Here is an 18,815-nt window from a genome sequence, read left to right as displayed (position 1 = left end):
TCGGGAGTTGAGTCTGCTCCTGAAGGGGCAGAATTACCAGTTGGCGCTGACAGTCAGGAAATACATGCGCGGAGCGACAGGATAGGCAGTGAACTGACCCGAAGTCTGGTTGGTGCTGACCGTGGACCAGCCGCGGGTGTTGGTCAGGTTGGTGATGTTACCCTGAACGTGCAGGGCAGGAATATGGGGGATACCATGGAAGGTATAACCAGCATTCATGCTGAACTGCGTAACCGGCGAAGCCAGAGATCATTGGTGTATGTCGTGTAGCGCTTGCCCATGACATCGCCGATGAACTGACCGTAGAAATTGCCCCAGTTGGTCGTGGCGACAAACTTCTCTGTCCAGTCAGGCTGACCTGCAACGTTTTTCCCGGCGATGCGGATGGTTGAGGTGCCCGAGGCGTAGTTATCGTTATAGACCGACTTGTTATACGACAGGCCGTTATACAGGGAGAAATGCGGGCCGAACTGCGCGGTGAACGAGAAATCCATACCGTCGGTGGTGACCGATCCCACATTGGCGAGCGTCGTTGCCGAGCCGATGATGGAAGACAGGGTCTGGGTTGTGGCAATCGCCACGAGACGGTTCGAGAAGTGGACGTGGTAGTATTCGGCCTGAGCAGAGATATCGCTAAGCGGGCCGAGGTTCACACGGTGATGGGTACGCAGACCCGTTTCATAGGTCCACGAGGTTTCGACCTTGCCGTTCTTCTTGAAGTCATCGAATGCAGCCTGGCTGGTCGCACCCCAGGGTGTGGCATTGCCGTAACCGGCGTTCTGATAGGAGCGCATGTTCTGCTGGATATTGGCAAACCACTGCTCGTTGGGCGTGATGTTCCACAGCGCACCGAATGACGGCAGGAACGGCTTGACCGCATCGATCGTGCCGCCGGGCACGGTGACGGCTGTGGCGGGGGAAAGCGACCCCTTCTTGCCGGCAACGGGCAGCGTGCCGTTGGTGTAAACCAGCTCGGACTTGAATCCGGCTGACAGCGTGAAGTTCTTGGAGACTTTCCAGCTATCCTGCAGATGGGTCACGAAGGTATTTGTATAGAAATAGTTCGTGTACTGCTTGATGAGCGCGCCTTGCTGGCGCTCGTAAGGCGTTGTCGGGTTATTCACATCCAGCGGGTACCAGCGGCGCGCCTGGGTGTTGTTGTTGCGCTCGTACCAGCCCCCGACCTCAAGATCGTGATGGCCGAGCTTGTAGCGGAGTGTCGAGAGCAGACCGCCGCGGTTATCCCAGTATTCGGTGGTGCGTGTGGCATAGCCCGAGCCGCCGAACACATTGCTCAGCTGGCTGGCGCTCTGATTGGGGAAGTAGGCGCCGAACAGGGTCGGCAGGCCTGCCGCGGTGATCGGACCAGCAACGATGCCTTCACCGAGATTGTGATGGTAGTAGAACTTGTTGTCCCAATGCAGATTGGAATTGAAGTCGTGCTGCCATGACAGATAGGTCAGGAAGTCCTGACGCTGCGCGGCGGAGAAGTAGTTGCGGTAGTTGAGACCGGCCTTCGTATATGCAGGCGAGTTCAGATAAGACTTGGCGTAGTTGAAGTCCGGGTAGGTGAACGGACGCACATAAGTGCCATATCCGGCGGGCAGCACGATGCCGTCTTCATTGGGTTCGACCTTGTCCGACCAGTCGAAGAAATAGGTAATCTTGTCCTTGCTGCCCTTGTGCACGAACTTGGCATTGACCTGATTGCCGCCCTGATGACCGGCGAAATCCCAGGCTCTGGCGTCCTGACGTGCCCAGGAAATATAGGCTGAATTGCCGTTGCCGAAATTGCCGGTATCGAACCGTGCAAAGGTGCGGAACGTCGAGAAGCTGCCGAAAGTCTGGCCCAGCTGGCCACCCATCTTCTCCTTGGGGTCCTGCGACGAGAAGAGCAGCGTACCGCCGAGGTTCGAGGTGGAAGCCGTGCCGAGCGAGCCCGACCCGGTTGCGACGGTCGCATTGCCGATGTTTTCGCTGATGACAGCGCGCTGCGGTGACAGACCGTTATAGTTTCCGTAGGCCTGATCGCCCAGCGGAATACCATCGAGCGTGTAGCCGAGCTGATTCTGGTTGAAGCCATGGATAAAGAGCGACGAGTTCTGCTCGTTATTGCCCCAGGGATCAGCGTTGTTGAAGACGACACCCGGCAGGATCTGGAGCGCTTTGAGCGGGCTCAGGCCCGGAAGGATACGCTGCAACTGAGTGTGACTGACGCTTTGCTCGGAACGCGAGCGACGAGCGGTTGCGATGATCTGTTCTGCCGGGGCGTTCGAGACGAGGGCCTTCGCCTTGGGCGTCGGGGTGCTGCTCCGATGGGTCGGAGCTGAATGAGGTGTGGCCTCTGCCGCGCTCGCCTGAGCGCTGACCAGAGCTAAAGGAGAGCAGAAGAGAGACAGCGTAAGACCGAGGCGCTGTTTGCAGAGCTTCATTGGTAAACTTTCCTTTAACGGAGGCCGAATTGCGGCGCACCCTATGCGGAGAGTTCGTTACGGTGTGTGAAGCTTCGGTGATTTGCCCATTACAGATTGATGAACAAAAAAGGCCGCCCGGGCTTTGGGCGACCTTTTTGCATTCTTCCCGGAGAGGGAAGGTCAGAAGCGGTATTCGATACCGGCACCGACCACTGTCGGGTCGAGGGAGTCATGAGCCTTGATGAAAGCGCCCGACCCGCGGTCATTGGCCCAGGCATGCATGCGCAGGAACATCTGCTTGGCATCCATATTGAAGAACCAGTTGCCGACGAGCTGATAATCGAAGCCGACATTGACCGAGGGACCGCCCGTCATGCCGACATTAAGCTTTTGCACCAATCCGCCAGCAGGTGAGACGTTGTGGAACCAGGCCAGTGTCGCACCGACGCCCACATAAGGATTGAAGCGCTTATGGGGGCGGAAATGCCATGCAAGCGTGAGTGTCGGGGGGAGAGCCCAGGCGCTGCCGATATCGATATTGCCAAGCGGTGTGCCTTTGGCCGCGACTTCATGGCGTGTGCTGGCGGCGATCAGATCGATCGAGAGGTGATCGGTGAAGAAATACTCGAAAGTGAGTTCCGGCATGACCTGATTGGTCGCCTTGATGCGACCGGGGATGGCTGCACCATTTAACCAGACCTTGCTGTCACGATCCTGTGGCAGGACGCCAAGAGCTGACAGGCGGATAATGAAATCGCCTTTGCCCAGACCGATCTTGGTGCTGGAGCATGTCTTGAACAAGCCGCATGTGTCGCTGGACGAACGGGGGGCGGCCATGGCCTGTGCCTGTGGGGCGAGCACCATATTCGTGGAAACGGGAGCGTTCACGACAGGGGCAGACTGTGCCTGCGCGTTCGGGGTTGCGAAGGCGGCAGCAACAAAGCCGGTCAGTAGCGCGGTAGTCATTTTGCAAGAGATCTTCATCGACGCCATCCGTTATTAAAACAGTGACGCACACTCACCACGCGCTATGATGACGTGCCTTGATCCATATCAAGATAGCGTAAAGCTGATAATGACTGTGGGGATTGGGCAACGGTTTATGTATTATTTTTAATAAATAGAAGATTAGAGTATAGATAAAGGATCAGGTTCATTATGGTTGTCCAGATGAGGGACAGTATCACTGCGATCGGACCTTGCGGCACCTGCGCGCAGTGCCTTCATTGTGAGGCACGATCACGAAGCATTTGTTCTGTGATCGACCCTGAACACATGAGCCTCCTCGATCAGTACTCTCACAGACTTGTGATAACGTCAGGTAAGACGTTCATTCAGGAAGGCGAGGCAGCGAGTGATTTTTTCATCGTTACTTCGGGTCACGCCAAACTCTTCGCGTTGATGCCAGACGGGCGCCGTCAGATTACCGGTTTTGCGCAATCGGGAAACTTTCTCGGGCTCGCGAGCGGCGCCACCTATGCGTTCAGTGCCGAAGCACTGGGGCCGCTGTCGCTCTGCCGTTTTTCGCGCACAGGACTGAGCACGCTGAGACGGGAATTTCCCAAGCTTGAAAACCGTTTAATGGAAGAAGCGTCGTGTGAGCTGGTGCAGGCTCAGAAAAGCATGCTGCTTTTAGGTCGAAAGACGGCGCGGGAGCGTCTGGCAAGCTTCCTTCTCGAACAGCATCAGCGCTCCCTTACCAAGGCAAGGGTGACCCAGCTCCCCATGAGTCGTACCGATATTGCGGATTATCTCGGCCTCACCATCGAGACTGTCAGTCGTACGCTCAATGCCTTGCAGCGGGAGAAACTGATCTCGATTGCTCAGGTGACGCAAATTACCCTGAACGACTTGCCAGCTCTGGAGATTCTGGCGCGCGGCGGCTGATTTTCAGACCTTCTCCGATCTGCCCAATTGATGCCTTGACGTCGCATGATGACGCGGGAGAGAAGAACCTTTCCCGCGAGAGCCATATCCTTCAGGAGCGACAGATCATGGACCGTTTCATTATACGTGGCGGCAGGCGTCTTGAAGGCGAGATCGTGATCGGCGGCGCCAAGAATGCCGGTCTCAAACTCATGGTCGCGGGGCTTCTGACGTCCGAGCGGCTCATTCTGTCGAATGTCCCAAAAATTGCCGATATCGAGACCATGCAGACCCTGCTGCGGCAGCATGGCATTGCGGCGGATCCGGTCGATGCGGACGGGCGGACCCTTTCCATCGGCGGAGACATTACCTCGGTTGAGGCGCCTTACGACATCGTGTCGAAAATGCGCGCGTCAATTCTTGTGCTCGGCCCGCTTCTGGCCCGCGCTCACGAGGCGCGCGTGTCTCTTCCCGGTGGGTGCGCCATCGGTACGCGTCCGGTCGATCTGCATCTGAAGGGGCTTGAAACCCTCGGTGCCAAGATCAGGCTCGAAAATGGCTACATCAATGCGAGCGCGCCCGGCGGGCTGGTTGGCGATCGTATTCTTCTGCCGTTCGCCTCAGTTGGCGCGACAGAAAATCTCCTGATGGCAGCGACTTTGGCTAAGGGACGGACCGAGATCGTCAATGCGGCGCGCGAGCCGGAGATTGGCGATCTGGTTGAGTGTCTCAATCGCATGGGCGCGCGTATTGCCGGCGCGGGCACCGGCACCCTCGTTATTGACGGGGTTGAGGCGCTGACCGGCGCCGAGCACGCGATCATGGCCGACCGCATCGAATGTGGCACTTATGCCTGTGCGGCGGGTATCACCGGAGGCGATCTGCGCCTGATCGGCGGTCGTGTGCGCGATCTGGGTGCCGTTGTCAGAACGCTCGAAGAGGCGGGTGTCGAAGTCTTGGAAGAGGAAAATGCCATCCGCGTGCGCCGCACCGGAGCGCTCAAGGGCGTGGATATCATGACCGAACCCTATCCTGGTTTCCCGACAGACATGCAGGCCCAGTTCATGGCCATGCTGGCGGTTGCTGAAGGGGCCTCCATGGTGACGGAGACCATCTTCGAAAACCGCTTCATGCACGTGCCGGAACTCAATCGTATGGGGGCACGCGTCAACGTGCATGGCTCGTCCGCCATTATCCGTGGCGTCGATCATCTGTCTGGTGCGCCTGTCATGGCCACCGATCTGCGTGCGTCGTTTTCGCTGATTCTTGCGGGTCTCGGTGCGCAAGGTGAGACGACACTCAGCCGCATCTATCACCTCGATCGGGGTTACGAAGCCGTTGATCGCAAGCTTTCGGCCGTGGGCGCTGACATCGAGCGTATCCGGGAATAAGGATCAGGCGTTTCGCCCTGATCCCTGTCAAAGGGGCTCGCCCAGTCCTGCGGGCGCGGGGCGTAAAGCCCCGCGAGAGTTATCCCGCCTTGATTGCCTCTGCGGTGCGGAGCTGAGCGCCATGATGGCGAGGGCCGGATTGGCCGCTGTAGCACTCGGAAAAATCGAGTGATCGCTGATCCAGAGATTATCGATGTCATGGCTACGACCGACAGGATCGACGACTGAGTCGTCCGGATCGGTCCCCATGCGGCAAGTGCCGATCATGTGGGCGGCACGATCCATGGACCAGATGTCCTTGGCGCCTGCGGCTTCCCAGATGGCTGTCATGGTGCGTGCCATATGTTCGTGCATGGCCTGTTCATTCTGACCATAGCTGAAATTGATCTTCGGCTTGGGCACCCCGGCTCGGCCGATCTCGTCAGACAGGGTAACCAGATTGCCCTCATAGGGCAGGCAGTCGCCATGCGCGCCGATGCCCGCCATATAGTTATAGCCGCGTAGATATCGTGTCAGCGCCTCGCCCCACAGACCGCGGCCTCGAGCGACGCCTGTTGCCCAGGTCAGCGGCATCATGCCCAGAGACTGTATCAGATAACCGCCAACGAAATCCGCGTCTTTGGGACGCATCATGTCTTCGGTGAGGGTCAGTGACGGATAGCCCTTGTTGGGGCGGATGATCTCATCGAAGCGCCCCCAGACCTGGGTCGAGATATGCGCCATGTAATTGCGCCCGACCTGACCGCTGCGGTTGGCAAGCCCGGTATGCAGCAAGAGGCGGGCAGTCTCCACCGCTCCAGCAGCCAGAACGAGTGCAGCGCAGCGCTGTTTACGGTCCTGTCCGTTCTCCTGATAGACGACCGCTGTGACGCGACCTGACGAGTCCCGTTCGATGCCATGAACGAAGCAGTTCGGACGAATTTCCGCGCCTGCCGAAACGGCAAGAGGGAGGTAGGTGACGTCAGTTCCCGATTTGGCGCCATTACGACAACCTTGATGACACGCACCGCAGCCGACACAGGCCTTGCGGTCGCCCCAGTCGCGCGTGATCAACGCGGTGGGGCCATCGGCGTTACGAATGCCCAAGGCATCGCATCCGCGGATCATCGCGTTAGCGGCACCATTGCGCTGCGGCGGCGGATAGGCGTAGCGGCGCTCTGGATCCCAGGGATAGTTTTCCGGACCCGAAACGCCGATCTCCCGCTCGACCCTCTCGACATAGGGACGCAGCGTTTCGAAATCGAAAGGCCAGTCGACGCCTTTGCCGGTCTCGGAGTGAAGGCGGAGGTCACGCGGGTCGAGGCGGGGCATGAAGCGCCAAAATGCAGCATTGAGCCGCCCACGCCGGTGCCGCTGTTATTACCGCCGAAGGCCATCGGGTTATTGCCGCCGGAGAGACGTTCCTCGAGCCAGTAGATTTCGGAGGCAGTTGCCTCGTCAGGCGTATGCTGTTTCGGGTCGAAGCGAGGGCCAGCCTCAAGGGCGACCACTTTCAGCCCGGCTCGCGCGAGCTCCGATAAAAGAGGAGCACCGCCGGCGCCGGTGCCGACAACGACGACATCGACCACTTCGTGATCGTCAAAGCGACGTGTGTTCATCGATCCAATTCCTTGCCGGCAGGTTCCCAGTCTTCGCTGACACCTTCACCCATTTTCACAAAACCCTGAAAAACGCCGTCACCGCCATTGAAGACCGCATCGATCCCGAGCTGGGCCTGAACCGCAGGGTGGCTGATGAAGATCTGCACGCAATCGGCGCGCAGATCGCCAAACCAGGATTGCATTTGCGTCGCGTCGAGGGAGTCCGTGGCCAGCTCTCCATCGGCCATGACGTGGATCAGCGCGTCCTGCTGCTCAGGGCTCAGATCCTTGAACGCTGACCCATCGCGGTGTTGTGCCTGCTTGTCGATGCCGGTAAGCGCCAGCTCATAGGCTTCACGGTCAGGGGGAAGGGTGGCGAAACGCCAGCCATCGCCCGGCGTACCGAGACGGGCGTCGATGCGCGCGGCGAGATTGATGGTCGCCTCAGGCAAGACCGATGATTGCGGCAAGACCCGCGTCGCCAGAGCAATGAGGACTTCATAGGCGGTGGGCGAAAGGTGACGTGGTTTATAATCCGCATCGCTGGTCTGGGCGCGCTCTTCCATGACCTGTCGGGTGCGCCCCGAGATACGATCGGAGTCGAGGAGCGCCAGATAATCCGGCTCGATAGCAGGGGGCTGTGAAGACTGGCTCATGGTGCATTCCCAAAACCGTGATGGGGCTTCTAACATGCCCGCCCCCCTTAAAGTTGCCTTTGCGGGCCTCGGGGTAAGTCTTTGAGAATGCTTCTCAAAATCATCTTCAGAAGGTGTTCAACCCTGTCAGGGAAAAGGCTTCGAAAGTGGGTATTTGGGTAGGGGACGGTCTGCCCCCCAAAGGGGCATCCAAATCCGTTCCTCGCGCCCGTTCCAGAAGCCGGAGAGCTTCTGAAACGGGGAGGGATGCCAGCTCTGAAGGTTGCCTTAGAGGCGGGGCGTCGTGACGCCTGACTGGTTCATGTATTTCCCAGCCCGATCTGCGTAGCTGATTTCGCAAGGCGAGGCGCCCTGGAAGAACAGGAACTGACAGATGCCTTCATTGGCATAGATGCGTGCGGGCAGTTTGGTGGTGTTGCTGATCTCGATCGTGACCTGACCTTCCCATTCGGGTTCGAGCGGGGTCACGTTCACGATGATGCCGCATCGCGCATAAGTGGACTTACCCAGGCAAACGACGAGCACATCGCGAGGGATGCGGAAATATTCGATCGTATGAGCGAGGGCAAAGCTGTTGGGCGGGATCGTGATGTCTCCCGTGCGGGTGACGAAGCTGTTAGCCGCGAAGTTTTTTGGGTCGACAACGGCATTGTCGACATCGGTGAAGATCTTGAAATCTTCACCGACGCGGGCGTCGTATCCGTAGGAAGACAGGCCGTAGGAGATGACGCCTTCGCGTTTCTGGGCTTCGACGAACGGTTCGATCATGCCCTTTTCCTGGGCCATTTGACGGATCCAGCTATCTGGCATGATGGGCATGGCGACATTTCCAGTACGGTGAGAAAGGGACGGTTTGCAGGTCTAGCGTCAGGACCCCGGCTCTGCAAACCGTGGAACGATGTCAGGCGATGTGGGTCAGGAAAACGACCTTGGAGCCGCCGCCTTCAACCAGGGTTTTGATGGCATCGTTGAAAACCCGGCCATGCTCCATGCCCATATGGGCCTTGAAAGCGTCTTCATCACGATAGGTCTCTTCAACATGGAAGAAATCGGGGTCGTCCTGAAGCGTGTAGACGACAAAGCGCTCATTCCCGGGCTCATTTCGCACATCATCTGCCAGGGCGGTGAGCAGACGGGCGATTTCCTCGCGCTTGCCGGGCAGGGCACGCATGGTCGCATAAAGAACCTTGGACATGAAATTGTTCCTTTCAGGAGAGAGGGATCAGGAAGACGAGGCAGGTTGCGGTGAGTCCTGCGCTTCCTGATCTTCGGGTGCCTTGACGGCGCGATTGCGCACCTGTGCCTTGCGGCGCAGAAGATTGGCGCGCAAGGCGGCGGCCTCGCGTGCCTGACGTTTTTCCAGATCGGCTTGCGCTTTTCCGGTCAGATGCGGCGGTGAGGGCGTGGTCATGTGCAGGTTTCCAGAAAGCGGTCTGACAGACAACCACCGAGCAGCTCATCATAGACAGCTAGCGTGGCCGTTTGCATCTGCCGGGTGGTGTAGGTTTCAGCAATGTGATGGCGGGCGGTCTCGGCCAGCAGGTCGCGCGCGCCTTCCGAGAGGGTCAGAAGCTGGCAGAGCGCGTCGGCAAGAGCATTGGCGTCATCCGGTGGGATGAGCAGACCTGTTCGGTAGGGGATGACCGTTTCCATGGCGCCACCCTGGGCCGAGACCACGACAGGCCGTCCCATCGCCTGCGCCTCGATCACGACCCGCCCGAAGGGCTCGGGGCGGAGGGAGGGAACGGCCACGACATCGGCCAGCGCATAGGCCGCAGGCATATCCTGGCATAATCCGGCAAAACGCAGACGGTCTTGCAGGCCGAGACGTCGCGCTGTCTCTTCGATTTCCTGCACGTAGCGGTCTTTGGGGTCTGCGGGGCCGACCAGGACGCAGACCCATGGACCGGGCATCAACGCTTGCAGATGAACCATCGCCTTGATGAGCAGCAACTGCCCTTTCCAGCGTGTGAGTCGTCCGGGCAGCATGACGATCGGCTCGCCGGGGTTGACCTGCCATTGCTCGGCAAGGGTTTGCATGCGGGGGCCGAGAAGCTGGGCCGGATCGAAGCGGGTCATATCAGCGCCGCGGGGGATGAGACGCAGGCGGTCCGTGCCGACGGCATACTCATCTCTCAGCCGGGTGGCGATATACTCGCTGATGGCAATGACACGTGCGCCGCGTGCCAGAACGGAATTATAGCGTTTCTTCCCCGGAAAGCCGGCTTTGTGTACGCCGTGCCAGGTGGTGATGAAGGGGGTTCCCGTACGGCGGGTCGCATGCCATGCTGCCCATGCAGGCGCACGCGAGCGGGCATGGACGAGATCGATCCGTTCATTGCGGATAAGCTGTATCAGGGACTTGGCATTGCGCCTGATGGCGAAGGGCGATTTCTGTCCAAGAGGCAAGTCGATATGGCGCGCGCCTAATGAGAGCAGTTTGGGTACGAGAGAGCCGGTGGCTCCGGCAACGAAGGCGCGTCCGCCTGCGGCAATGATCGCCTCAGCCATTTCCACTGTGCCCTGCTCGATCCCTCCCGTGCCCAGGGCCGGAAGAACTTGCAGGATGTTGGGGCAGAGACGCGACATGCGTTGCCGGTAGCATGAAGCGAGGCACTCAGGGAGAGGAAAGAAAGCGCTCTCAATAAAAAAGGGCCGGAGGGTGTTTACCCCGGCCCTTCATCAGGTCATGCAGTGATGTTTACTGGTTCGACTCTCAGTGTTTCTGGTCTGCCGTTTCGGGCAGAGCGTAGACAACGAGCTGATCGGTGACCGGCGTCATCATGAAGTGGTGACCGCCAGCCATGATGGCGACATATTGCTTGCCGTTGACTTCATAAGTCATCGGGTTTGCCTGACCACCGCCCGGCAGCACGTCAGACCACACATCCTTGCCTGTCTTGATGTCGATGGCACGGATCTGGTTATCGGTTGCAGCCGCAACAAAGACGAGACCGCCCTTGGTGATGACGGAGCCACCATTATTTGGCGTACCGATATTGAGCGGCAGGCCTGTCGGCGTGTTCCACGGACCATTGGCGCGAGCGTGCCAAGGGGACGCGACCAGAGGACCTTTTTGGTCTTGATGTCGATGGCTTCGATCATGCCGTAGGGCGGCTTGTTGCACATCATGCCCGTGTACTGGTTCCAGAACGGGGTCACGACGATGCCATAAGGCGTATCTGCCTGAGCACCGTTACCCTCGGCACCGCCGCCACCAGAGGTGAAATGGGGGTTGTCGATCGGCTTCAGACCCAGCGCGTCCGCTTTCTTGCGGGTGATGAGCTGATCGTACATCGGCGTTGAGTTCCAGTTCGCGATGACGATGCCCGTCTCCGGGTCATAGGCCATGCTGCCCCAGTCACTGCCGCCGTTATAGCCGGGATATTCGATATTCGGCTTGTCGAGCGCAGGCGGTGTGAACTCACCGACGTAGCGCGCCTTGCGGAACTTGATGCGGCAGAAAAGCTGATCGATGGGGGACATGCCCCACATGTCGCTTTCTTTCAGATCGGGGAAAGCAAGGCGCGGGAAAGCAGGCGACCAGGGCTGGGTCGGGCTGCGCGGGTCATCTGACATGGTGCTGGCTGGAGCAGGCTTTTCAACAACCGGGAATTCCGGAAGCGGCTTGCCGGTTGCCCGGTCGAGCACAAAGGTCTGACCCCGTTTGGTCGGCACCAGAAGAGCCGGGGTGACCGTGCCATTCTCATGATGATAATCGAATTTGGTGGCCTGCGACCCGATATCGTAGTCCCAGACATCCTTGTGGGCGGTCTGGAAGACCCAGCGCGGCTCACCGGTCTTGACGTCGAGCGCGACGATGGCGGAGGAGACGGCGTTCTCCTTGTCCGTCCGCATGGCGCTGTAATAATCTGCCGCAGAGTTGCCCGTCGGGACGTAGACGAGGCCGAGCTCGTCATCACCGGTCATGGCTGCCCAGGAGTTGGGAGTTCCCCGGCTATAGAACTTGCCTGCTTCAGGCTGATGATGGTTGTCGGGATTGTTGACATCCCAAGCCCAGACGAACTTGCCGCTCTCGGCGTCGTAACCACGGATCACGCCGGACGGTGCCCACCGGCGCTGCCCGTCGAGGACTTCGTGATTGACGACCACAACGCCATTGATGACGGGCGGTGGGGTGGTCATCGACACGAAGCCCGGTACCGATTCACCCATGCCCTGCATCAGGTTGACCTGACCACCAAATCCGAAGCCCTCGCAGAGCTTGCCGGTCTCGGCATCGACCTGGATGAGCCGCATATCGAGCGTGGCTTCCATGATGCGGTTATGGCAGGCTTGGCCTTCGGGAACGGTCGAGGACGTGTAGTAGGTCACGCCCTTGCAGGCTGCCGTATACGGAATCGACTGATATTTGACCCCGGCATGGTGGTGCCAGATTTCCTTGCCGGTGGCGGCGTCGATCCGCATCATGTCGTTCATGGCCGAACACATGTAGAGCGAGTTGCCCACCTTGATCGGCGTGGTTTCTGCAGCCCACTTATTCGCCTGTCCCGGTCCGGGCTTGCTACCTGTGTGATAGACGAAGGCACGTTTGAGCTGCCCGACATTAGCCGGAGTCAGCTGATCCAGAGGCGAATAGCGGTTCTGGCTGGAATCGCGGCCATAGGCTGGCCAGTCCTCGCGTGCTGGCGACGCTTCGAGCTGCGGCGCTGCGGCAGGGAGCTCATTGACACCGATTTCGGAAATATCAGGCAGGTTGGCTGCGTTGACCCCAGGGGCCTGAGGGGCGGAGGGCGAGGGGCCTCCGAACCGTCCGGCGCCTGCCTTGTGGGCTTCGGCTGCCGGTGTGGCGTCTTCGCCCGGCGTTTCGTTCGAAGGAGGGATCTGGGCAACGGCCATCGAGGCGGAGAACACGCCCGTCAGGATGGTTGCCGCAAAAAGAGCAGGTTTACGCATCAGACGGCTCCGCGTGAGACGGGGTGGACGGTATCCTGACGACGCAGAACCGGCAGGCTGAGCAACACCAGAATGGCAATGAGCGTCGGGCCAAACAGGCGTGGCAGCCAGCCCCAGAAATCCAGACCGCTTTCGTAGATGGTCCAGACGAGTGTGCCAGCCCAGGCGAGAAGGAAAAGATAGCGCCCAGCAGGCGTCCCATGGCCATAAGAGCGCCCGACGCAAGCACGACGATGCCGCAAAGCAGGTAGTAGGGCGAGCCACCGAGGCTCAGAAGATAGCCACCACCACCGACGAAGATCACGCCGAAGAGAACGATCAGGATCGCGAGACCCAGTGTTGCCCAGTCGCCTACGCGTCTGGGCCGGGAACGAGACGTCATGGAACCTCCTAGAGACGAACTGTGCAACCTCTATCCTCAAGCCGGACTGAACAGGGCAACACATATTGGTGAAAAGTATGATACGTTTTTTGATATGTGTAGTTTCGTTATCGCGAAATAGTGCCGAAAATGCACAAGTGAAAAACTGTCTGCACTGCGGGTCTGCATAGTCTGCCAGCTACTCAGACTGCCTGATATCTTTACGATCACGCAAGGCTATGAGAGCGGACTTAATTGCCAATGTAATCGTTTCCCTTTGTCACCGATAGATCTGCTCATCGTCCGGACGCGGAGAACGAGTCTGAAAGTTGAGGAGGTCGAGCTACGAAAAAGGGAAGGCGTAAGCGCTACTGTTGTTTCGGATCATTGTTGATAATTCCTCTGATTGAAGGACGGAGACTTGCAACGCATCTCGGATGTCTTTTCTTGCAAGGGAATGAGGTCACCGTCGCGTTACAGCACACCGTTCATCGCGTTCGGAAAGAACGCGATGGCGCGGTATTATCATTCGCTTGGTGGAGGCCGGACCCAGCTCTGGAAACGCCGAGCTCTGACGGGGCGCCTGATCAGATTGTTACCGAGACCCGAGACGGATCAACCAGCCGGGATCGTGATGACAGCGCCCGGTGAATGACTGGTTGCAGCAAGGGCTGCGAGAATCTGCATCATGGTAAAGCTGAGTTTGCTGCGGAAATCGTCGTCGTTGATCCAGTACCAACGGCCCCGATATCGCACCGAATCGTAATTATGTTCTGGCTCTGACTTGCCTGAGTGGATGACGACGTCGGGGCGGGTCTCGATACCGACAGGCTGATGGTAGGGAGCGTGCGCCCTGCTTTGATGTCTTCTTCCGGGACGTCCATTTCATAGGCGATCTGGGAAAGCATGGCGAACATCGAGCGCGTGAGAATGGCGATCTGTCCGGGTGTTTTCGGATAGGGTCCGTAAACGATTTCGGCTTCTTCCGCATGGGGATCAAGGTGGAGCAGGCGGCGCACTTCGGCCTGGATTGTTGTGAGGGCCGGGTCAGAGGTGGCGGTCAGAACCAGATAGGCATGTTCTGGCTGCGTGCCGGAGGGTTTATTGGCTGAACCTGACGGAGGCTGGTCGACGGGGGGCTTTGAGGCATCTGTCGCGATGCGGATCGTCATAGCGCCTGCGATCTGCAGTTGCCGCAGATCGTGCAGCAGCAGATAAAACCGCACAGAGCCACCGCCTGTCGGGCCGGCACCAAGGGCGCGCACGTTCGACAGTCCGTCGATCGACTGGGCGGTCAGACGCAGCAGCGTATCGATCGGGAGGCCGCCAAGGCTGAGCGGCATGATGACAACCGGAGAGATCGGTCGGATAACGTTTTCGGCGTATTGCTGACCGGTTTCCGGCTGGTAGGTGAAAGTCGGACTTTCCTGCAGCGTCGCCGTGCTTCCTCCAGAGAGATAGCTTCCGATCCCTGACGGGAAGGCGTTGAAACCGCCATTCACCGAGCGGTTGAACTGGTATCCTGCAATGACCTGGGTCGTATCGAGAAAGGTTGGTGGGTCAGCATAGCGAATGCGGATGATGTTGAGCAGCATCGCATGTTTTTCGGCCTCACCGAGGGCGCGGGAATAATCGAGCTGGTCGTGAGAAAGGCGGCTCGGTCCGATCGTGATGCAACCGGAGACCAGACAGGGCAGCAGGCCGAGTGTCAGGGCGCGCAGGGCCAAGAGGTAAAAGCGTGAGATGGTCATGAGCCCCAAGGCTTGGCGTCGTCTGCAAGGCTTAGCGTATCCTTCCTCAGCGCGACCAGCCCGGAATGAATGTTTTTTCATGCAGAAATGATGAAATGGCCGAACCTTGCCGGTTCAGGGGTTCAGAGATCTTCGCCTTTGAAAATCGCGGCAAGACCCTCGCGGTAGCTGGGGTAAGTCCAGTCTCTGCGAAGGCTCAGTTTCGTCGCATGGCTCTCGACCACGCGGCGTTCTGACCAGAAGCTTCTGGCCATCGGGCTGAGCCCCTCCCAGGCCGTTTCAAGAGAAAGGCGGGGCGGCAAGGGGTATCCGCTGATGCGGGCCGCTTCCTCGAAGACGGCAGCCTGAGGGCTTGGCGTATCGTCGACGAAATTCAGGATGCGACAGGCATGGGCTGTGTCGATCGCAGCGAGGGTTGCGCCTGCGATATCATCGCGATGGATGCGGCTAAAAAGATGATCGGACGCGTCGATGAGCCGCGCCTTGCCCGCGCGCAGCGTATCGAAAGCCGAGCGGCCTGGGCCATAAATACCCCCGAGACGCATGATGTCGCAGGCTCGTCCTGTTCGACGTGCGAGATCCTGCCAGCCCTGCTCGGCTTTGACGCGGGCCTGACTGCGCGTCTGGCCCGGAGCGACAGGTGTCGCTTCATTGACGCTTGCGCCGTTACGGTCTCCGTAAACGCCGGTCGTGGAATAATAGCCGATCCATTGCAGGTTGGGCGCGTCTTCCAGAACGGAAGCGTAGAGATTGAGCGCAGGGTCGCCCGACTCCTCAGGGGGCGCGCTGATGAGCACATGCGTGGCGTTTTGTAATTCCGGTCCGACCTTGTCGAAAGACAGGAGCGGCGAGCCCTGTTCGGGCTGGCGTCTGGTGCCCGTGACTCGCCAGCCTCGGGACTGCGCGAGGAGGGCGACGGTACTCGCCGAGTAGCCCTGGCCCAGAATGACAAGGTGAGGTGGCATGAAAGCTCCATTCGCGCTTGACCGATGACGCGAGGCCGCGTCAATCACAGCGTATGAAACATGCTTTTGGTGCCTTGGCGATAGGAAGCGCATTGTGGATGGGAACGGCGTATGGACACGCGTCGGTGCAAAACCTAGCCCAATGCGTGGGGACTCTCCCGGATGCGCCCGATCTGGTGCAGGAGACGGCTCAGGACTGGATACGGCATGGAGGGGGGCGAGACGCTCATGAATGCCTGGCGCAGGCCGATCTCGCTCTGGGCGCCTATCGCGAAGCGGCACAGGAATACGACTCACTCGCTTCGGTAGCGGCGGCAGACAGAGGCCGCGAGTCTGCCAATGGTCACAGTGAAAAAAATAGCTCCCAGACATTTGCAGAACAGGCGGCGGGTGCCTGGTTGCTTGCGGGAGATGGCAAGGCCGCTGAAAGCGCTGCTCGGCAGGCTTTGACGTATGACCCTGCCCGTCTGGGCTTACGGGTGTTGCTCAGCCGTAGTCTGGCAATGCAGGGCAATTTCCAGGGGAGCATCACAGCTCTGGGGTCTCTCACACGGCAAGCCCAATCAGCTGCGCCCGTCGACTCGTTTCTGGTTCAGGCTCTGGTCGTCAGGGCAAACGCCTATCGTCAGCTGGGTCAGAACGAAAAAGGGCTTGAGGATGTCAATCGGGCGCTCTCTTTGCAGAACGAAGATGTCGATGCCCTGCTGGAGCGGGGTATCCTCGAAGCGCGTCTGACCCGCTATGCTCAGGCCCGTCAGGACTGGGATCGGGTTATTGCCCTCTCCCCTGACGGACAGGCAGCTTATCTTGCCCGTCAGGATGAAGCTGTTCTGGATGCCGATCCGGATCAGAACTGAGCCTGGGATAGGCGTTATCCCCGGAATTCAGTCAGATTTTCCTGTTTCGACCAAGGTGATGACCTCCTGCCAGCTGGGAGCCGATTCGGCTGCCCCAAGGCGTGTCGTGGCAAGAGCACCGCTGGCGGCAGCGTAGCGGACAGCCTCGGCGAAAGGCTTGCCGAGGCTGAGTGCAGTGGCCAGCCCTCCATTGAAGCAGTCGCCGGCTGCAACGGTGTCGATTGCCTTGACCTTGTAAGGCGCCACAAATCCCTCTTCCGAGCCGCTGCGGTAATAGACACCCCGCGCGCCCATTTTGACTAGCGCATGGGTGGCGCCGAGTTCCTGCAGCTTGAGCGCGGCCTGAGCCGCTTCGTTTTGGCTTTCGGGGAAGATGCCTGTGAGAAGATGTGTCTCGGTTTCATTGGGGGTAACGACGTCGAGCGCCTGCCAGAGCGCTTTGGGCAGACCTTGAGCAGGTGCCGGAGCCGGATCGAGAATGACTAGGGTGTTGGCGCGCCTTGCCGTTTCGGCAGCGGCGATCGTGATATCGAGGGGTATTTCGAGCTGTAGAAGCAGCGTTGAGGCAGTCTCGATCAGTGCGCGGTGAGCATCGATATCTGTCAGGTCCAGCGCCATATTGGCGCCTCCCGCTACGGTGATGATGTTTTCTGCTTTTGAATCGACCGTGATGAGTGCCACGCCGGTCGGGTGGGCGCTATCTTCGCGCAGCGCGGAAAGATCGACGCCAAAGGGCGTGAGCAGAGTGCGCGCCAGAGCTCCGAATTGATCGATGCCCGTACGACCGGCCATGCCGACACGCAGCCCGCAGCCTTGTCCCAGACGGGCGGCGGCAGCAGCCTGGTTTGCGCCTTTTCCACCGAGCCCTGTGGCGTAGCTTTCAGCATGCACTGTCTCGCCGGGATGCGGAATGCGTTCGGCCCGCGCAGTGATGTCGATATTGACGCTACCGAAGGAGAGTATCTGGGGATGCCTGTCGGACATGATGGCCTTCCGAGCCTGCAGAAGAAAGAGCTGGCGTATCATCGCAACGCGAGCTCGGCTAGAGCGTCAGGCTGGCAGGCGATACCATCCAGCGAAGTGGCGAGCGTCGCATCGAACGCCGTATGACCGGATCAGGGCTCAGGGACTTCTTATGCTTCGTATTCTCGTGATCAAGCTTGGTGCGCTCGGCGATGTTATTCAGGCTTTTCCGCCTTTTGCTGCTATCCGGGCGCACTGGCCTGAAGCCAAAATAACCTTGTTGACCACCGCGCCATTTCGCGAGCTGGCTGAGGCCAGCCCTTTCTTCGATGACGTTGTCGTAGATGAGCGGCCGCGCTGGACCGATCCGCGAGGGATGCTGGCCCTCAGGCGACAGGTGAGGGGATATGATCTTGTGATCGATCTGCAGACTTCGACGCGGAGCACGGGATATTTCCGTCTGGCGGGACAGAAGCGCTGGAGTGGCATTGCACGGGGTGGGACGTTTCCTCACGACAATCCGCATCGCGATGCCATGCATAGTGTGGCGCGTCAGAGAGAACAGTTGGCGCGCCTTGGGGTGCCTGAAATTGCGTCAGTCGATGTTGAATGGCTCCGTCGATGCGGCCCCGATTTCGCCGCCCCCTATGCGGTGCTGGTTCCAGGGGCGGCGCCGCATCGTCCAGCCAAGCGCTGGCCTGTCAATTATTACGCAGCGCTTGCAGAGATCCTGAAGCAGCAGGGGCTGGGCATCGTCATTGCAGGGAGCAAGGCAGAGCGTTCGCTTGCGGCGGAAATTGTCGCGCGTGTTCCTGACGCATCGGACCTGACAGGTCGGACGACCCTTCTCGACTTGGGTGGGGTCTTGGCTCGCGCTGCTTTCTCAATCGGGAATGATACAGGCCCGATGCATCTTGCGGCTGCGATGGGATGTCCCTCGCTTGTGCTGTTTTCGGGAGAGAGCAACCCCCGTCTGACCGCTCCCAATGGTGTGCGGCCGGGTCAGGTCCGGATTCTTGTAGAAGATGATCTGAGGCAGCTCAGCGTTTCCAGGGTTGCGGCCTGCCTGAACTGGGGCCATTAGAGCAACTCAA

The 18,815-nt window shown here is 59.3% G+C and carries 17 protein-coding genes and 2 pseudogenes; 5 read left to right on the top strand and 14 right to left on the bottom strand.

Annotated features, from left to right (window positions below):
* Positions 1-33: 33 nt before the first annotated feature.
* Both JCM15831_RS18515 and JCM15831_RS11175 read right to left on the bottom strand, forming a co-directional pair.
* Positions 34-2,432 (bottom strand): annotated as a pseudogene (locus JCM15831_RS18515) (TonB-dependent receptor).
* Positions 2,433-2,594: 162 nt separating this feature from the next.
* Positions 2,595-3,398 (bottom strand): OmpW/AlkL family protein, encoded by an 804-nt coding sequence (locus JCM15831_RS11175; protein ID WP_025824334.1) that lies wholly within the window; start codon positions 3,396-3,398, stop codon positions 2,595-2,597.
* A gap of 273 nt (positions 3,399-3,671) precedes the next feature.
* Here JCM15831_RS11175 and JCM15831_RS11170 point away from each other — a divergent pair, with 273 nt between their 5' ends.
* Both JCM15831_RS11170 and murA read left to right on the top strand, forming a co-directional pair.
* A complete protein-coding gene (locus JCM15831_RS11170) occupies positions 3,672-4,301 on the top strand; it encodes a Crp/Fnr family transcriptional regulator (RefSeq protein ID WP_025824333.1) in 630 nt (209 codons plus the stop codon).
* 107 nt (positions 4,302-4,408) lie between these two features.
* Complete coding sequence (murA, locus tag JCM15831_RS11165; protein WP_025824332.1) at positions 4,409-5,671, top strand: UDP-N-acetylglucosamine 1-carboxyvinyltransferase; 1,263 nt, start codon at positions 4,409-4,411, stop codon at positions 5,669-5,671.
* Positions 5,672-5,698: 27 nt separating this feature from the next.
* On the opposite strand, the gene JCM15831_RS18510 is transcribed toward murA, so the two are convergent.
* From JCM15831_RS18510 to JCM15831_RS18500, 9 genes and pseudogenes are all read right to left on the bottom strand, one after another.
* Complete coding sequence (locus JCM15831_RS18510) at positions 5,699-6,757, bottom strand: GMC oxidoreductase (RefSeq protein ID WP_232228147.1); 1,059 nt, start codon at positions 6,755-6,757, stop codon at positions 5,699-5,701.
* Between the two features lie 17 nt (positions 6,758-6,774).
* Positions 6,775-7,269, bottom strand: coding sequence for a hypothetical protein (locus tag JCM15831_RS22830; RefSeq protein ID WP_232228146.1), 495 nt, complete (start codon positions 7,267-7,269; stop codon positions 6,775-6,777).
* Positions 7,266-7,907, bottom strand: a complete 642-nt coding sequence (locus tag JCM15831_RS11155) for a gluconate 2-dehydrogenase subunit 3 family protein (protein ID WP_025824331.1) — start codon at positions 7,905-7,907, stop codon at positions 7,266-7,268. Before JCM15831_RS11155 ends, JCM15831_RS22830 begins: the two co-directional genes overlap by 4 nt.
* A gap of 267 nt (positions 7,908-8,174) precedes the next feature.
* Entirely contained in the window at positions 8,175-8,726 is a 552-nt protein-coding gene (gene dcd / locus JCM15831_RS11150) for a dCTP deaminase (RefSeq protein WP_025824330.1), read from the bottom strand.
* A gap of 82 nt (positions 8,727-8,808) precedes the next feature.
* On the bottom strand, positions 8,809-9,102 hold the full coding sequence (locus tag JCM15831_RS11145) for a putative quinol monooxygenase (protein WP_025824329.1): 294 nt from the start codon (positions 9,100-9,102) through the stop codon (positions 8,809-8,811).
* Positions 9,103-9,129: 27 nt separating this feature from the next.
* Entirely contained in the window at positions 9,130-9,318 is a 189-nt protein-coding gene (locus JCM15831_RS11140) for a hypothetical protein (protein WP_025824328.1), read from the bottom strand.
* A complete protein-coding gene (locus JCM15831_RS11135; protein ID WP_025824327.1) occupies positions 9,315-10,496 on the bottom strand; it encodes a glycosyltransferase family 4 protein in 1,182 nt (393 codons plus the stop codon). The genes JCM15831_RS11140 and JCM15831_RS11135 overlap by 4 nt, the downstream gene beginning before the upstream one ends.
* 127 nt (positions 10,497-10,623) lie before the next feature.
* Positions 10,624-12,767: pseudogene (locus JCM15831_RS18505) on the bottom strand (pyrroloquinoline quinone-dependent dehydrogenase).
* Positions 12,768-12,816: 49 nt separating this feature from the next.
* The gene (locus JCM15831_RS18500) at positions 12,817-13,206 is read right to left on the bottom strand and encodes a hypothetical protein (RefSeq protein WP_306301844.1); all 390 of its coding nucleotides are present in this window, start codon (positions 13,204-13,206) and stop codon (positions 12,817-12,819) included.
* Positions 13,207-13,606: 400 nt separating this feature from the next.
* On the opposite strand from JCM15831_RS18500, the gene JCM15831_RS21935 reads away from it, so the two are divergent.
* Positions 13,607-13,840, top strand: a complete 234-nt coding sequence (locus JCM15831_RS21935) for a hypothetical protein (protein ID WP_198024310.1) — start codon at positions 13,607-13,609, stop codon at positions 13,838-13,840.
* A 31-nt stretch (positions 13,841-13,871) separates the two neighbouring features.
* Here the strand turns inward: JCM15831_RS21935 and JCM15831_RS18495 are convergent, their stop codons facing one another.
* Both JCM15831_RS18495 and JCM15831_RS11115 read right to left on the bottom strand, forming a co-directional pair.
* On the bottom strand, positions 13,872-14,936 hold the full coding sequence (locus JCM15831_RS18495; RefSeq protein ID WP_232228145.1) for a hypothetical protein: 1,065 nt from the start codon (positions 14,934-14,936) through the stop codon (positions 13,872-13,874).
* Between the two features lie 122 nt (positions 14,937-15,058).
* Positions 15,059-15,901, bottom strand: a complete 843-nt coding sequence (locus tag JCM15831_RS11115; protein WP_025824326.1) for an SDR family oxidoreductase — start codon at positions 15,899-15,901, stop codon at positions 15,059-15,061.
* Positions 15,902-16,026: 125 nt separating this feature from the next.
* Between JCM15831_RS11115 and JCM15831_RS18490 the strand changes: the two genes are divergently transcribed.
* On the top strand, positions 16,027-16,758 hold the full coding sequence (locus JCM15831_RS18490) for a tetratricopeptide repeat protein (RefSeq protein WP_198024307.1): 732 nt from the start codon (positions 16,027-16,029) through the stop codon (positions 16,756-16,758).
* Between the two features lie 27 nt (positions 16,759-16,785).
* On the opposite strand, the gene rbsK is transcribed toward JCM15831_RS18490, so the two are convergent.
* Positions 16,786-17,742, bottom strand: coding sequence for a ribokinase (gene rbsK, locus JCM15831_RS11105; protein WP_025824324.1), 957 nt, complete (start codon positions 17,740-17,742; stop codon positions 16,786-16,788).
* 151 nt (positions 17,743-17,893) lie between these two features.
* On the opposite strand from rbsK, the gene JCM15831_RS11100 reads away from it, so the two are divergent.
* The gene (locus JCM15831_RS11100; protein WP_025824323.1) at positions 17,894-18,805 is read left to right on the top strand and encodes a glycosyltransferase family 9 protein; all 912 of its coding nucleotides are present in this window, start codon (positions 17,894-17,896) and stop codon (positions 18,803-18,805) included.
* Positions 18,806-18,815 lie beyond the last annotated feature (10 nt).

It is taken from the genome of Asaia astilbis JCM 15831 (assembly GCF_000613845.1).
Lineage (GTDB): Bacteria > Pseudomonadota > Alphaproteobacteria > Acetobacterales > Acetobacteraceae > Asaia > Asaia astilbis.
This window is presented reverse-complemented; position numbering and strand designations above follow the sequence as displayed.

Coding starts and splice junctions, on each gene's coding strand:
- JCM15831_RS11175 (WP_025824334.1), bottom strand. CDS start 3,398: ATGAAGATCTCTTGCAAAATGACTACCGCGCTACTGACCGGCTTTGTT.
- murA (WP_025824332.1), top strand. CDS start 4,409: ATGGACCGTTTCATTATACGTGGCGGCAGGCGTCTTGAAGGCGAGATC.
- JCM15831_RS22830 (WP_232228146.1), bottom strand. CDS start 7,269: ATGAACACACGTCGCTTTGACGATCACGAAGTGGTCGATGTCGTCGTT.
- JCM15831_RS11155 (WP_025824331.1), bottom strand. CDS start 7,907: ATGAGCCAGTCTTCACAGCCCCCTGCTATCGAGCCGGATTATCTGGCG.
- dcd (WP_025824330.1), bottom strand. CDS start 8,726: ATGCCCATCATGCCAGATAGCTGGATCCGTCAAATGGCCCAGGAAAAG.
- JCM15831_RS11145 (WP_025824329.1), bottom strand. CDS start 9,102: ATGTCCAAGGTTCTTTATGCGACCATGCGTGCCCTGCCCGGCAAGCGC.
- JCM15831_RS11140 (WP_025824328.1), bottom strand. CDS start 9,318: ATGACCACGCCCTCACCGCCGCATCTGACCGGAAAAGCGCAAGCCGAT.
- JCM15831_RS11135 (WP_025824327.1), bottom strand. CDS start 10,496: ATGTCGCGTCTCTGCCCCAACATCCTGCAAGTTCTTCCGGCCCTGGGC.
- JCM15831_RS18500 (WP_306301844.1), bottom strand. CDS start 13,206: ATGACGTCTCGTTCCCGGCCCAGACGCGTAGGCGACTGGGCAACACTG.
- JCM15831_RS18495 (WP_232228145.1), bottom strand. CDS start 14,936: ATGACCATCTCACGCTTTTACCTCTTGGCCCTGCGCGCCCTGACACTC.
- JCM15831_RS11115 (WP_025824326.1), bottom strand. CDS start 15,901: ATGCCACCTCACCTTGTCATTCTGGGCCAGGGCTACTCGGCGAGTACC.
- rbsK (WP_025824324.1), bottom strand. CDS start 17,742: ATGTCCGACAGGCATCCCCAGATACTCTCCTTCGGTAGCGTCAATATC.
- JCM15831_RS11100 (WP_025824323.1), top strand. CDS start 17,894: ATGCTTCGTATTCTCGTGATCAAGCTTGGTGCGCTCGGCGATGTTATT.